Origin of the sequence: Rhodobacter ferrooxidans, from assembly GCF_000176015.1 — a bacterium.
GTDB classification, from domain to species: Bacteria; Pseudomonadota; Alphaproteobacteria; order Rhodobacterales; family Rhodobacteraceae; genus Pseudorhodobacter_B; species Pseudorhodobacter_B ferrooxidans.
This window is the reverse complement of sequence record NZ_ACYY01000010.1, coordinates 86,620-100,247: the sequence shown is the minus strand read 5'-3', so window position 1 is coordinate 100,247 and position 13,628 is coordinate 86,620. Positions and strand designations below refer to the sequence as shown.

At 66.1% G+C, this 13,628-nt stretch carries 11 protein-coding genes and 1 tRNA gene; 2 read left to right on the top strand and 10 right to left on the bottom strand.

Translation table 11 applies throughout. The features are described 5' to 3' along the window. Positions 1-31 precede the first annotated feature (31 nt). From RSW2DRAFT_RS09200 to RSW2DRAFT_RS09170, 7 genes are read right to left on the bottom strand one after another with little or no spacing between them, the layout of a single operon-like run. On the bottom strand, positions 32-1,537 hold the full coding sequence (locus RSW2DRAFT_RS09200) for a M81 family metallopeptidase (RefSeq protein WP_008030238.1): 1,506 nt from the start codon (positions 1,535-1,537) through the stop codon (positions 32-34). A 12-nt stretch (positions 1,538-1,549) separates the two neighbouring features. After that, positions 1,550-2,497: an ABC transporter ATP-binding protein gene (locus RSW2DRAFT_RS09195; RefSeq protein WP_008030237.1), complete on the bottom strand. Its 948-nt coding sequence runs from the start codon at positions 2,495-2,497 to the stop codon at positions 1,550-1,552. Beyond that, positions 2,494-3,465 carry an ABC transporter ATP-binding protein gene (locus RSW2DRAFT_RS09190; protein ID WP_008030236.1) on the bottom strand — a complete coding sequence of 324 codons (972 nt, stop codon included), beginning with the start codon at positions 3,463-3,465 and terminating at the stop codon, positions 2,494-2,496. The genes RSW2DRAFT_RS09195 and RSW2DRAFT_RS09190 overlap by 4 nt, the downstream gene beginning before the upstream one ends. After that, positions 3,462-4,304, bottom strand: a complete 843-nt coding sequence (locus tag RSW2DRAFT_RS09185; protein ID WP_008030235.1) for an ABC transporter permease — start codon at positions 4,302-4,304, stop codon at positions 3,462-3,464. Before RSW2DRAFT_RS09185 ends, RSW2DRAFT_RS09190 begins: the two co-directional genes overlap by 4 nt. Beyond that, positions 4,301-5,227 (bottom strand): ABC transporter permease, encoded by a 927-nt coding sequence (locus tag RSW2DRAFT_RS09180; protein ID WP_008030234.1) that lies wholly within the window; start codon positions 5,225-5,227, stop codon positions 4,301-4,303. Before RSW2DRAFT_RS09180 ends, RSW2DRAFT_RS09185 begins: the two co-directional genes overlap by 4 nt. Positions 5,228-5,251: 24 nt before the next feature. Beyond that, complete coding sequence (locus RSW2DRAFT_RS09175; RefSeq protein ID WP_008030233.1) at positions 5,252-6,835, bottom strand: ABC transporter substrate-binding protein; 1,584 nt, start codon at positions 6,833-6,835, stop codon at positions 5,252-5,254. Positions 6,836-6,867: 32 nt separating this feature from the next. Then, on the bottom strand, positions 6,868-7,800 hold the full coding sequence (locus tag RSW2DRAFT_RS09170) for a MurR/RpiR family transcriptional regulator (RefSeq protein ID WP_008030232.1): 933 nt from the start codon (positions 7,798-7,800) through the stop codon (positions 6,868-6,870). A 113-nt stretch (positions 7,801-7,913) separates the two neighbouring features. Between RSW2DRAFT_RS09170 and menC the strand changes: the two genes are divergently transcribed. Both menC and RSW2DRAFT_RS09160 read left to right on the top strand, forming a co-directional pair. After that, entirely contained in the window at positions 7,914-9,047 is a 1,134-nt protein-coding gene (gene menC, locus RSW2DRAFT_RS09165) for an o-succinylbenzoate synthase (RefSeq protein WP_008030231.1), read from the top strand. Next, positions 9,044-9,754 carry a GNAT family N-acetyltransferase gene (locus tag RSW2DRAFT_RS09160; protein WP_008030230.1) on the top strand — a complete coding sequence of 237 codons (711 nt, stop codon included), beginning with the start codon at positions 9,044-9,046 and terminating at the stop codon, positions 9,752-9,754. Before menC ends, RSW2DRAFT_RS09160 begins: the two co-directional genes overlap by 4 nt. A gap of 182 nt (positions 9,755-9,936) precedes the next feature. Here RSW2DRAFT_RS09160 and RSW2DRAFT_RS09155 read toward each other — a convergent pair. The 3 genes from RSW2DRAFT_RS09155 to rpoN form a co-directional block, all read right to left on the bottom strand. Further along, positions 9,937-10,013 (bottom strand) — tRNA-Met (locus tag RSW2DRAFT_RS09155). 36 nt (positions 10,014-10,049) lie between these two features. Continuing rightward, positions 10,050-12,071, bottom strand: coding sequence for a hydantoinase/oxoprolinase N-terminal domain-containing protein (locus RSW2DRAFT_RS09150; RefSeq protein WP_040671902.1), 2,022 nt, complete (start codon positions 12,069-12,071; stop codon positions 10,050-10,052). 53 nt (positions 12,072-12,124) lie between these two features. Then, entirely contained in the window at positions 12,125-13,450 is a 1,326-nt protein-coding gene (gene rpoN / locus RSW2DRAFT_RS09145) for an RNA polymerase factor sigma-54 (RefSeq protein ID WP_008030227.1), read from the bottom strand. Between the last annotated feature and the right edge of the window lie 178 nt (positions 13,451-13,628).

Here is a 13,628-nt window from a genome sequence, read left to right as displayed (position 1 = left end):
GCGATGGCAGCAATTGGTGGCCTGACCCCGGTCAAAGCCCTGGCGGAAAGCCCTCGCGATCCAGCGGCCATACCGGGCGGCGGACGCGGGTGTAGGGGCGCAGGTGGGCTTGCGGGGTGGCCAGCGCGCCGCTGTCGCAGACGATCACCCTTCCCGCGACAGGTTCGAACGCCGCCCGAAAATGCTGCATCGACTTGACGACAAGGAAGCGCTGCCGTGCAGGCTCGATGCCGAAGGCCCGGACCTGCTGAAGGTCAAGCATCTGGCCTGGCAGCGTGACGATCAGAATGTCGATGCCCTGCACACGGAACACCGCGGTAGGACCAAAGCTGTGGGTGATGCCGCCCAGGATGGGGCCATCGCCGGTGTATGTGCCATCCGACAGGTGAACGACATTACCGGTCAGGCGCAGCGGGCCGCCGCCGAAGGTCGCGTCGCATTTGCCGCCGATCAGCAGGGTAACGGTGTCTCCGACCTTGTGGCGATGCAGTTCGGCAGCGGCTTCGGGGTCGATCATCGGTGCAAAGGCACCCGGATGCGCGCCGGACTCCAGAAGCGCAGCCAGAAGCGCTGTCGCATCGCCATAGGCTCCGGCACCGGGGTTGTCGGCAAAGTCCGCGATCACCAACGGCCCGTCCGCGCTGTCGAAGTCGCGCGCCATTGCGGCAGCTTCAGCGGGGGTCAGGAATGTGTTGGCCACGTGTCCCCGGCTTTCCCACATGCGGTGCGCCAGCCCTTCGGCGATATCGCACGCCCGGGCGGCGGCCCCGTCGTCATGGGTCACCAGCACGGTCGGGCCCATCTCGGTGATGTCCGCCTCGGAGAATCCGGCATTGACGGACACCGCAAGAATACCCGGCTCCGCCTCATGTGCACGGGCATCGGTGTAAAGCGCGGCCGTATCGGCCACGTCGGTGCGGCCAGAATTCACTTCGTCCAGCATCGGGCGGTGGGCGCGAACCGTGCGCGGCCGGATATCACCCCGCATCGCCGCATCCAGCAACCGGCCGGCATGGTGGCCGGTCTCGCGCATGTCCACATGCGGATAGGTCTTGTAGCTGACGAAAATCTGCGCCTGAGCGATCATCGCGGGCGTGACCATGGCGTGCAAATCCAGCGTCACCGCGATTGGCATCTCCGGCCCGACGATGGCCCGAAGGCGGCGCAGCAATTCGCCTTCGCCATCCTCGCAAAAGCCAGGAACCATCGAGCCGTGCAGGCTGAGGGCGATGCCGTTCAGCGTGGCGCGGTGCATGGAAGCCGCGTCACAGATCAGCCCGGCGATGTGGTCAAAGGCCTCGCGCGAGACCGGCGCGCCGGGGTTCGCATGGGCCGAGACGCTATGAGTGATGTGCCAGCCCGCGGCACGGCCTGCGTCCAGAAACCCGGCCAGTTCGTCGTTCACGTCACCAAAGCGGTCGATGGCGGCCTGGCCAATATCCAGTACGTCATCGCGAAAATCCTGAAGCGTGGTTTCGCCTTTCTTGAAGGTGTTGCTTTCATGGACGAAAGCGCCGGTAAGGACGTGAAAGGGCATGACGGGGGCCTTTTATTGCGGGTGAAAGCAGGCGACGGGGTGGGCGGGGTCATCCGACAGCACGGGGCGTTCCGCACGGCAGCGGTCTGATGCAAGCGGGCAGCGGGTGGCGAAGGCGCACCCCGGCGGCAGGGCGAAGGGGCTGGCAATCTCGCCGGTCAGTGCAGCGATGACGCGCCGCTGGCTTGGGTCGGGGGCAAAGTTGGACTGCATCAGGGCGCGCGTATAGGGGTGGCGCGGCGCAGTGCGGGTATCGGGCAGCACCTCGACCACGGCCCCCAGATACATCACCAAGACCCGGTCGCAAAAGTAGCGCACCAGGCCCAGATCGTGGCTGATGAACAGATAGGTCAGGCCCAGCCGGTCGCGCAGGTCGGCCAGAAGGGCGATGATCTGCGCCTGGATCGACACGTCCAGCGAGGCGGTAGGTTCATCAAGCACCACGAAATCGGGGCGCAGGGCCAGCGCGCGCGCGATGCCGACGCGCTGACGCTGGCCACCCGACAACTGGTGCGGGTGGCTTGCGGCCAGCGTTGCCGGAAGCCCGACCGCCTCAAGCATAGCCTCGACCGTGCCAGGCGGCAGCGCCTGGCCATGCACGCGGAACGGTTCGGCCAGAACTTCGGCCAAAGAATAGCGCGGGTCGAGGCTGGAGTAGGGGTCCTGGAACACCATCGCCATCCGGCGGCGCATCTGGCGCAGGGCAGCCGGGGCCAGGCCGGTCAAGTCGGTTCCGTCAAAGCTGATGCGGCCCGAGGTCGGTTCAATCAGCCGCAGCACAAGACGGGCCAGCGTCGATTTTCCGCAGCCGCTTTCGCCAACGACGCCCAGCACCTCGCCTTTGCCGATGGTCAAAGAGACGTCCCGCACGGCCAGCATGGCCCTCGGGCGCGAAAGAAAGCCGCCACCGGTCTGAAAGCGTTTGGTCAGCCCGTCGATCTGGACCAGAGCGGGGATCATGCGGCATCCCCTGTGGTCTGTCCGGCGTGGTGACAGGCAACAAGGCCCTGGTCTCGGGGCAGAAGCGCGGGCACGGCAGTACGACAGATGTCGGTGGCGTGGGCGCAGCGGGTGTGAAAGCGGCAACCGGACGGGAAGGCCAGCGCCGAGGGCACGGCACCAGGAATTCCGCGCAGACTGCCGCGTGCCATCCCGTCTTGCGGGATGCACCCGATCAGCGCCCTGGTGTAGGGATGGGCCGGGGCGGCGAAGATCGGGCCGACGGGGCCTTCTTCGGCAAGCCGTCCGGCATATAGCACCGCCACCCGGTCGCAGACCTGCGCGACCACGCCCATGTCATGCGTGATCAGCAAGAGCGCCAGCCCACGGTCACGCACCAACGCACCCAGAATCTGGATGATCTGTGCCTGCACCGTCACATCCAGCGCGGTGGTGGGTTCATCGGCGATGATCAGATCAGGGTCGCCGGCAAGGGCCATGGCGATGACGATGCGCTGTTTCATTCCGCCAGAAAGCTGGTGTGGCCAGGCCTCGGCCACGGCTGCGGCCTCGGGGATGCGAAGCTGGGTCAAGAGATCCAGCGTGCGGGCACGGGCCGCGGTCCGCGACAGGCCAAGGTGCAGCCGCGAGACCACATCGACCTGGGCACCGATCCGTTGCACCGGGTCCAGCGCCGTCATCGGGTTCTGGGTGACGAAACCGATGCGCCGACCCCGCAAGGCACGGCGCTGGGCGTCGGTCATGGCCCCCATGTCCTGCCCGTCAAAGCCCACGCTTCCAGCGGTGATCCGCCCGCCGATCAGCGGCAGCAGACCCATCGCCGCCATCGCCGTCAGCGACTTTCCCGAACCGCTTTCCCCGACCAGACCCAGAATTTCGCCTTGGCCGAGAGTCAGGCTGATCCGTTCCAGCAAGGCGATGGTGCCGATGGCGACGCTCACCTCGTCAAGATGCAACAGGGCGGTCATGCCGTCCTCCGCAGTTTCGCGCGAATGTCGAGTTCAGCGATCAGCGCATCGCCGTAAAGGTTGATCGCCACCACGGTCACGGCGACGGTCAGGCCCGGAAAGATGATGATCCAGGGTGCCTTGAACACCAGGGCCGAACCTGCCGACATCATGCCGCCCCAACTGGGCACCGGCGGTTGTGCGCCAAGGCCGAAAAAGCCCAGCGTTGCTTCCAGGATGATCGCATCGCCGGTGGCCAGCATGGCCGAAACAAGAACCGGGGCAAGGGCATTGGGCAACAGGTGACGAAACAGGATGTGGGCGTTTCCGGCACCCAGCGAACGCGCGGCCTCGATGAAGGTCTCGCCCTTCAGCGTCATGATCTGGGCGCGGGTCAGGCGGGTGAACTGCGCCAGATAGGCGACGGCGATGGCGATCATCGTGCCGGTTGTGCCCGGGCCGATGATGGCGACCAGGATCAGCGCGATCAGGATCTCCGGGAACGACCAGGTCATATCCACCACCACCGTGACCATCCGGTCAAGCCAGCCGCCGAACCAGGCCGCCGCCGCCCCCAGCACCATGCCGCAGGCAACCGAGATCGCAATCGCCGTGGCGCTGACGGAAAGCGAGGTGCGTGCGCCATAGATCAGCCGGGTCAGCAGGTCGCGGCCGAATTCGTCGGTGCCCAGCCAATGTGCGGCCGAGGCCGGCTGATAGGCGCGTTTGAGGTCTTGCACATCAAAGGCATAGGGCGACAGCACCGGGGCCAGAATCGCTGCGACAATCACAAGGATCAGCCAGGTTCCGGCGATGCCGCCCACGGGGCGGCGCAGGGCCCGGAGCGGCGCCGCGCTCATGCCAGGGCCGCCCGCACGCGCGGGTCCATCACGGCTTGCAGGATATCGCCCAGCAAGGTGCCCAGCATCACCGCCATGGCCAGCATCAGCAGGCAGGCCTGCACCACCGGATAATCATGCTGGCTGAGCGACTTGATCAACAACGTGCCCAGCCCCGGCCGGGCGAACACCACCTCGACCGTCACGGCGCCGCCCAGCACCCAGCCGATCCGCAAAGCCAGGATCGTCACCACCGGGATCAGCGCGTGCCGCAGCACATGGCGCAACTGGATGCGCAACGGTGACAGGCCCTTGGCGTGCAGCAACGTGACGAAATCGCGTCCCGACGCCTCGATCATCGACACGCGGGTGATGCGGGCCACCAGCGCCGTTCCGCCCAGGCCGATGGTCAGCACCGGCAGCACCAGCGACGACCAACCTCGCGCACCCGAAACCGGAAACCAGCCCAGCGACACGGAAAAGATCAGCATGAAGATCAGCCCCAGCCAGAAACTGGGCATGGTAGAGCCGATCAGCACCCCCCCCATGATCGCCCGGTCAGGCCAGCGATCACGGCTTAGCGCGGCGATGACACCCAGTCCCACGCCCACCACGGTCGAGAACAGCAGCGCCAGCCCCCCCAACCGCAGCGAATGGGGCAGCGCTTGCGCGATCAGCTCGGCCACCGGGCGGCGGGCGACAATGGCGGTTCCCAGGTCCCCCTGCAGCACCTTGGAAAGCCAGATGCCGTATTGCACCGGCAGCGGCTTGTCCAAGCCATAGCGCGCCTCCATGGCGACGCGCGCCTGTGGCGACGACCCGACCTTCAACAGGTTGTCGATCGGGTCGCCGGGAATGAAGTGGAGGATCGAAAAGATCACCACCGAGACGGCCAGGAACACCGGCACGAGCATCAGGATCCGTCGGATCAGATACCAGATCATGCCGCTGCCCCCGCTTTCAGTGACTCATTCCTTCACTTCCAGATCCAGAAAGGCAACCGCGCCAAAGGACGGGGCATCAATCTTTTCGGGAAGGGTGATGCGCTCGGTGTTGTAGGCCACGGCCTGCACCGGTTGATAGATTGGCGCCATCGGGAACTGGGTCAGCACATAGTCATGATAGGCGGTGAAGTTCGCAACCCGTTCGGCCATGTTCTTCGCGCCGGTCATCGCCGCGGTGCGCAGTTCCTCGGCCTTGGGGTCGTTGAACATCGACACGTTCGGATAGCCCAGCCGGTCGCCGCCAAAGAACCAGTCAACGATGTCGGCGTTGTCCCAGTTGTAGGACCGCACGGCCAACTGCTGCTCGCCGGTCTTGTATTGGTCGCGGATCATCGAACTGTCGAAGGTGGTGATTTCGGCCTCGATCCCCACCGCCTTCAACTGCGCCTGCACCACTTCGGTCAACCGGCGGAAGATGCTGTCGCTTTGGGTCCACAGGCTGACCTTCAGCGGTTGACCATCCTTCATCCGCACGCCGTCCGGCCCCATCGCCCAGCCGGCCTCGTCCAGCGCCGCGTTGGCGCGGACCGGATCGTAGCTGATCTTCGCGCCGTCCGAGACGTTGCTTTCCGGCAAGGCCGAGATCAGGAAGGTGTGCGCCACAGCCCCCACGCCACCAAAGACCGCGCTCAGGATTTCGTCCTGGTTGATGGCCTTTGCGGCCGCCTCGCGCACGCGGATATCGTCGAAAGGCGCTTTGGAAACGTTGATCGGCATATACCAGACGTCTTGCCCGGGCATGGTCAGAACGGCGAGGTTCGCCTCTTTGGTCACTTCGCCCATCAGATCGGCCGGCACGCTCAGCAGGAAATCGACGCCGCCGGTCTTGAGTTCCAGGAAGGCGGTGGAATCCTCGGCAATCTCGCGGAAGGTCAGCCGCGCAACCTTGGCCGGGCCGGAGTTCTTGGCCAGCGGCGACCCCCAGGCATAGTCATCGTTGCGCACCAGCACCGTTTCCTGCCCGATGGTAAAGCTTTCCAGCTTGAAGGGGCCGGTGCCGTAAACCTCTGTCACGCCGTAATTTTCGCCCAGCGCAACAAAGGATTTCGGCTCGACCACACCCATGAAGGTGGACGAAAGGTTATATAGCAGGTTCGGCTCGGGCCGCGCCATCACGAAGGTCACGGTGTGGTCATCCACCACCTGAACCTCGGCAATGGCCTCGGCCATATAGGTGTTCTCGCCTTCGGTGGCCTTGAACAGATCAATCCACAGCTTCACCGTCTCGGCGTTGAAAGGCTCGCCGTTGTGGAAGCTGACACCCTGCTTCAGCTTGAAGGTCCAGGACATGCCGTCCGGCGCCTCTTCCCAGCTTTCAGCAAGCCCCGGGTGATAGGACAGATCGGCGGCCTGGCTGATCAGCCGATCAAAGATCAGGCCGGTTGCGGTGTTCAGCACGGTGGCCGTGACCGGGTTGTAGGTGGGGGCACCCACCTCGTTGGTGGCCATCACGAAAACGGCCTCCTGCGCCGCCACGGCCTGGGCGGCCAAAAGGGCTACAAGGCTGACGGAAGCAGAAAGCAGGGTCTTGCGGAAGGGGAAAGTCATGGCAGGTCCTCTCTGTTGTCTGTTGTGCAGGGTCAGGTTTTGCCCGGGTTGCGTCCCGGGACGGTATGTCCGATCAAATCGCCGTAAAGCGCCGAAACGCGGGCCATGCGCAGTTCGACGCCGGCGCCAAGTTCGCGGAAGACGCCATTCACCATCAGCCCGATCAGCGAGGACATGGCCGATGTGGTATCCCAGAAATGGTTCAGGTCGGTCGGCACCGCGAAAACTTCGGTCACCAGACCCGGAGCCCAGTCGCAATAGGGGTCGGTGACCAGCGTGACGGGAATACCCGCATCATGCGCCGCCATCGCCAGATCGCGCGTCAGCCGCGAATAGCGCCGACCGTCGATCAGAACCAGCGTGACCTCTTCTGGCTCTGCCAGCAGGATCTCTGCGAAATGCCCGTCCGAGGCATCGGCCAGATGCACGCCGGGCCGCAGGTATTGCAGATTGTGCGCCAGTTCGGCGGCATGGCCGCGCTCTGTCTGAAAACCCGCGACCCAGACCGCGTTGCGGTGCGCCAGACGCTTTACGGTCGCCTCGAACGCCGGGCTCGCCGCAATCTCGTAAACCGCGACCAGCGCTGCGATCTCGTGCTCCAGCGCGCGGGCCAGCTCTGCGCCACCCTCGCGGCTGCGGCGGTGAAAGTCGTGCAGACGATCACCGATCAGCCAGGCCTTCTCGCCCAGATCCATCTGCAGGCTGGACTTCAGCTCTTTCAGGTGTCGATAGCCGATCGACCGGCAGAACCGCCCGACCGAGGCTTCGGAGACGCCCACTTTCAACGCCACCGCAGCCGCCGTCTCGAACGGCAGCACCGACAGGTTGGACAGCAGATAGTGCGCCAGCGCCCGCTCGGCCGGCGTGCCGCCTTCGGCCGCCGCTGCAAGCCGCTGACGCAGATCGCCCGCCGGGGCGTCTGTCCCGGTCGTCACATTGGGCCTTGCCTCATCGACGTGCTGCACCGGCGCATCTCCCGTTCTTCGTCAAAGCGTGTCAGGAATCTTTCATTCGGTCAATAATGCAAGTAAACTGAAATCGACTGCTCGCAAAATTCCGGATCACCAGGAGGCCGCCCATGCCCGTCGCCGTTCCGACCCGTGCCGCGCTGCGCATCGACGGGGCAACCCTGCGGCTGGTCCGGCTGCCACTGGTCACGCCCTTCACCATCGCGACCGGCACGATGACGGAAAAGGTGTTTCCCTTGCTGACCTTACGGGCAGACGGGCTGGAAGGCTTTGCCGAAGGCGTGATGGATCCGCTGCCCGATTACCTTGAAGAAACGGTGGCGGGCGCGATGAGCCTGCTGGAGCAGGTGCTGCTGCCACAGGTGCTGGGCCAGACCTTTCTCAACCCCGAATCGCTGGCAACCCTGCTGGCTCCGTGGCGGGCGAACCATATGGCAAAGGCCACCGTCGAGATGGCGTTCTGGGATCTTTGGGCCAAATCCCTGAACCTGCCACTTCAGACAGTTCTGGGCGGCACCGGCGACGCCATCGACGTGGGGGTGTCGCTGGGAATAGGCCCGATCGCGGGCACCATCGACCGCGTGGCCGCGCATTTGCAGCAAGGCTACAAGCGCATCAAGCTGAAGGTGAAGCCGGGGCATGACATCGGCTTGCTGCACGCGGTGCGGGCCGAGTTTCCCGATGCACACCTGACGGTGGATGCAAACTGCTGCTACACGCTGGCCGATACCGGCCTGATCCGCCGGATGGATGATTTTGCGCTGGATTATATCGAACAGCCGCTGGCCTGGGATGATATCCACGACCATGCCACGCTGCAGTCACGCATCCGCACACCGATCTGCCTGGACGAATGTATCCGCACGGTCGAACATGCCCGCAAGGCGCTGCAGACCGACGCCGCGCGCGTCATCAACATCAAGGTCGGGCGTTCAGGTGGCCATGCCGCCGCGCGCCGCATCCACGACCTGTGCGAAGCTTTTCAGGTTCCGGTCTGGTGCGGCGGGATGCTGGAATCCGGCATCGGTCGGGCACACAACATCCACCTTTCCACCCTGCCAAACTTCTCCAAGCCGGGCGACACCTCTTCGGCCAGCCGCTATTTCACCCGCGACATCATCGAGCAGCAGCTTGAAACAGTTTCCGGCCGGATGCCGGTGCCAAAAGGCCCCGGTATCGGCGTGACCCTGGATCTTGACTATCTGAAGACCGCCACCCTGTCGCATCAGGACTTTCGCGCATGACCGCGATCACCTTGCGAGACCTTTCCGGCATGGCCGAGTTTCGCCAGGCCGAAGCGTTGCAGCGCGAGGTCTGGGGCGAAGGTGACCTGCCCGACCCCGCTGATTTGATGATGGTGATCCAGGCCGAGGGCGGGTTGGTTGGTGGCGCCTTCGCTGAAGGACGGCTGTTGGGCTATGTCTTCGGCTTTCCCACCCGCGATCCGGGGGTCCAACATTCGCACAGACTGGCGGTGCTGGCTGGTGCCCGCGGGCATGGCCTGGGCGTGCGGCTGAAGCACTATCAGCGTGATTGGTGCCTGGCACGTGGCATCACCCGCGTCCGCTGGACCTTCGATCCGCTTCGCGCGGTCAATGCAACCCTGAACATTCACCGTCTGGGCGCGCAATCGGACACCTATCTTGAAGATTATTACGGCGAGATGGCGGGCATCAACAGCGGCCTTGGTTCGGACCGGCTGCTGGTGGACTGGGATCTTGACGCACCCGTGGTCGCGGCACTGGCGCGCGGCGAGGCAAGGCAATTGAACCGCGCCGAGCCTGTTGCGCTGGCGCTGCCGGAAGATGTTGGCCAGCTTGCAACCGTCGATCCTGATCGCGCGCGCGACTTGCGGCAAGACCTGCGCGGACGGCTGCAGACCGCCTTCGCAAATGGTCGCCGGATTGTGGATTTCGACCGGCAGAACCGGATCTACCTGCTGTCAGAGTAACACCGCAACCATGCCCTTGGGTGATGGTGTCATCAATGCAGCTTGCCGGCACCTGCAAAGACCAGCCGTCTCGGCCAGAAATGTTCTACCAAAACCGACGGCCTGGTTGGAACAGAATCGGAAAGTTTGCCCCGAACTTCCGCCCTGAAAGCCGATACATCGCGAAATTTTCAAGCTTTAAGTGGTGGCGAGGGGGGGACTCGAACCCCCGACCCCGTGATTATGAGTCACGTGCTCTAACCAGCTGAGCTACCTAGCCACAGGTCCGGCTGGGTAGTGGAGCCGGGCCGGGGCGTCAAGCGGATTCGTCGGCCACGGCATGCGCCACCCGCGGGCGGCCCGAGGCGGTGACGGTAACGGTGGCCTCGATGAACATCGGGCGGCCTTCGACCTCGGCCTCGCGGATGTCGCGCTGGGTGGTCAGGTGCAGGTCTTCTGCCCCGGCGTTGCGGGCGCGAAACTCGGCCTCGCGGCACAGGGTGGCTTCGGTCGCGGCAAGGGCGGCATCGCGGCTGGTGAAGGTTTGCAGACCATCGGGCAGATGCGCCACGAACCGGCCCTCGCCGGGGCTGGAGACCAGACCAGACACCCGCTGCGTCACCTGCCCCACCACCGCGCCGATGGCATTGGCCACCCCGGCATGTTCGGGCAGGATCATCCGGCAGCCCAGCTTTGCCCCCACCGCCGGGTAATAGGCGGCAGCCGAGGCGCCAAGGCCGATCACCGGCACGCCCAGTCTGGCGGTAAGTTCCACCACGCCGCGATGGCCGCGCAGACCGGCCAGCAGCAGCGGGTGGCGGGCCAGAGCCTCGGGCGTTTCCTGCGCGAAATCAGGGTCTTCGGCAAAGGCGGCTTCCAGCAGGCAATCGGCGGTCTGCGTGGTCAACTGGTCGGTGATCGCCTGCGCCAGCACCACAGGATCGGGCGCGAACCGCTCGCCCTTGCCGGTGCGGCGACGGCCCAGCAGACGCAGCGCCTTTTCGGCGGCCAGCCCGTCCCAGCCCGCTTGCCGCCCCAGCAGATGGCTGGCATCCGACGGCGTTACGCCCGACAGCATCACCAGCCCGCGCGCCACCAGCCGCTCCATCGCCGCCACTTCCAGCCGCGAGGTGATCGCTGTGGCCAGCGGCATCGGTTGGGTGATGCGGTCCAGCAGCGCCGCCTCGCGCGGGGCCAGACCGCCGGGGCCACCAAACAGCGGCACCACAAAGCGGCCATCCAGATCGCCCGCCACTTCCGCCGCCAGCGCCCGGTCAAGGGCGGCATGCACCATCGGCCCGTGATCCATGGCCAGCAGCGACACCGGGATCAGCCGCCTTGGGCCAAGCCGCAAGCCGCCCTGCAAGCCTGCGGTCAGCAGATGCACCTCGCTGTCGCCGCCCAGCCCGGTGGTGCGCATCGCCACCGCCTCGACCATGGTGCGGAAGCCGCCGACGCGGGCACCGGCGGGGTCGATCTCGGGCAACCCGTCCTTCAGCAGCGCCACATCGGTGGTGGTGCCGCCGATATCGGACACCAACGCATCGGCCACCCCGGTCAGCCAGCGCGCGCCGACGATACTGGCTGCTGGGCCGGAAAGGATGGTCTCGATCGGCCGTTCCCGCGCCATGGCGGCAGAGATCAAAGCACCGTCACCCCGCACCACCATCAAGGGCGCGGTGATGCCGATGGCGGCCAGATGGCCCTCGCAAGCCGTCACCAGCCGGTCGATCATGCCGATCAACCTTGCGTTCAGCACCGCAGTCAGCGCCCGTTTCGGGCCGTTCAGGTTGGCGGAAAGCTCATGGCTGCACGTCACAGGCCGCCCGGTAACGCGGCGGATCAGGTCGCGCGCCGCCACCTCGTGCGCCGGGTTGCGGGTGGCGAAACGGGCGGCGACGGCGAAACCCATCACCAGCGGGCCAAGCTGCGTCACCTCGGCTTCCAGTCGCGGCAGGTCCAGGGTCGCGGCCTCGGTTCCGGCGTGGCTGTGGCCGCCCGCCAGCAGGATCACCGGGTCGCCCGCCAGCGCCTCGGTCAGCCCGCCCCGGGCCAGATCGGCGGCATCAAAGCCGATGAAGATCAGCGCCACCCGGCCGCCCTGACCTTCCACCAGCGCATTGGTGGCCAGCGTGGTGGACAGCGACACCATCGCCACATCGCCCGGCGCCACCCCCGCCGCCGCCAGCGCCGCATCCACCGCCCCGCCCACGCCCAGCGCCAGATCGGCACGGGTGGTCAGCGATTTGGCACTTCCGATCACCCGATCCGAGGCGGCATCCAGCACCACCGCATCGGTATAGGTGCCGCCGGTATCGACGCCGAGAAAAAACGTCATCGCCATTCCATTCCTGTTGCGCCCTTTGCACTTAGGGCGCGCGCAGCCGCAGGTCAGCCCCCGGCGCGACCTTTTGCGGCTTTCTCCGACCGCTTGGCCGGGACTTTCGCCCGCCGCCGCCGATGCGCGGGCGGGATATGCAGCATCTCGCGGTATTTCGCCACCGTGCGGCGGGCGACTACCATTCCGTCCTGCGCCAAAGCCTCGACCAGCGCCTGATCGCCCAAGGGCTTGCCCGGGTCTTCGCCCGCCACCAGCCGGGCCAGCGCCGCCCGCAGTGCCGCCGCCGAGACGCCATCGGTTTCATTGCCAAGCCGCGTGCTGAACATCTGCCGCAGCCACCAGCAGCCCAACGGCGTGTCCACCGCCGTGCCTGCGACAATGCGGCTGATGGTGCTTTCGTGCAGGCCAAGCGCCTCTGCCACCTGTGCCATGGTCAGCGGCACCAGCGCCGACAGCCCGCGCTCCAGCGCCGCCTCCTGCCGCCGCAACACCTCGGCCGCGACCCGCAGCAGCGTGGCATTGCGGTTCTGCAACATCCGGTTCAGCGCCTGCGCCGCCGCCCATTGCGCCTTGGCAGCCTCGGGCACCGGACGATGGTCGGGGGCGTGCAACTCCAGCATCGGCAGCGCCGAGCGGTTCAGCGCCACTTGCCAGCCGGTCGGGCCGCGCGTCGCCAGCAGGTCGGGTTCGCGCAGGGGGGCGGCGCCATGATCGAACTGCGCGCCGGGCTTGGGGTCAAAGCCGCGGATCAGCCGCAGGCGGGCGGTAATCTCGGCCTCGGTCACGCCGCACAGCCGCGCCAGCCGGGAGAACTGGCCGTCGGCCAGCAGGTCCAGATGCCCCAGAACCGCCTGCATTACCGGGTCCAGACAGTCGGCGTCCTGCGCCTGCAACCGCAGACATTCGGCCAGATTGCGGGCAAACAGCCCCACCGGCTCGATGCCCTTTTGCAGCTTGGCCAGCACGGCTTCGGCTTCGGGCAACGAGGCCCCCGCACTGTCGGCAATCGCCTCCAGACTGCGGCCCACCCAGCCCGAAGGCTCCAGCGCCTCGGCCAGCAGATGCGCAATCTGCCGCTCGCGGCCCGGCCTGGTCAACGCCTCGATCCGGTCCATCACATGCGCCATCAGGCTGGGCGCAGCCGAGGCGGCTTCCGGCGGCTGGGCGGTTTGGGCAAAGGCCGTGGTCCAGCGCGGCAGCCAGTCGCCGGGGGCCGGGCGTTGCAGCGACAGATGCGGGTTGTCGGCGGCCTGCTCCTGCAGATAGCGCGTCAGCCCCGAAGCATCGGCCTGCAACAGCTGGATCGAGGCCGACAGGCCAAGGTTCAACTGCAACCGCTGGGTCTGCGCCAGCACGATGCGGGGTCTGGTTTTCATCTGCATGTCCGGGGCGACAGAGGTCCGGTCACTCTAAGTGCCACAGGGATGCAGCGCAACTGCGGCGGACGGCCTCTCGCCATTGCCGAACGCAGCGGATAGGATCGGCACAGCGCCGCGGGTTAAACGATTGCGCGACAAGCCGGGGGTGTTGCCCCATTGGGCTTTGCACAATGGA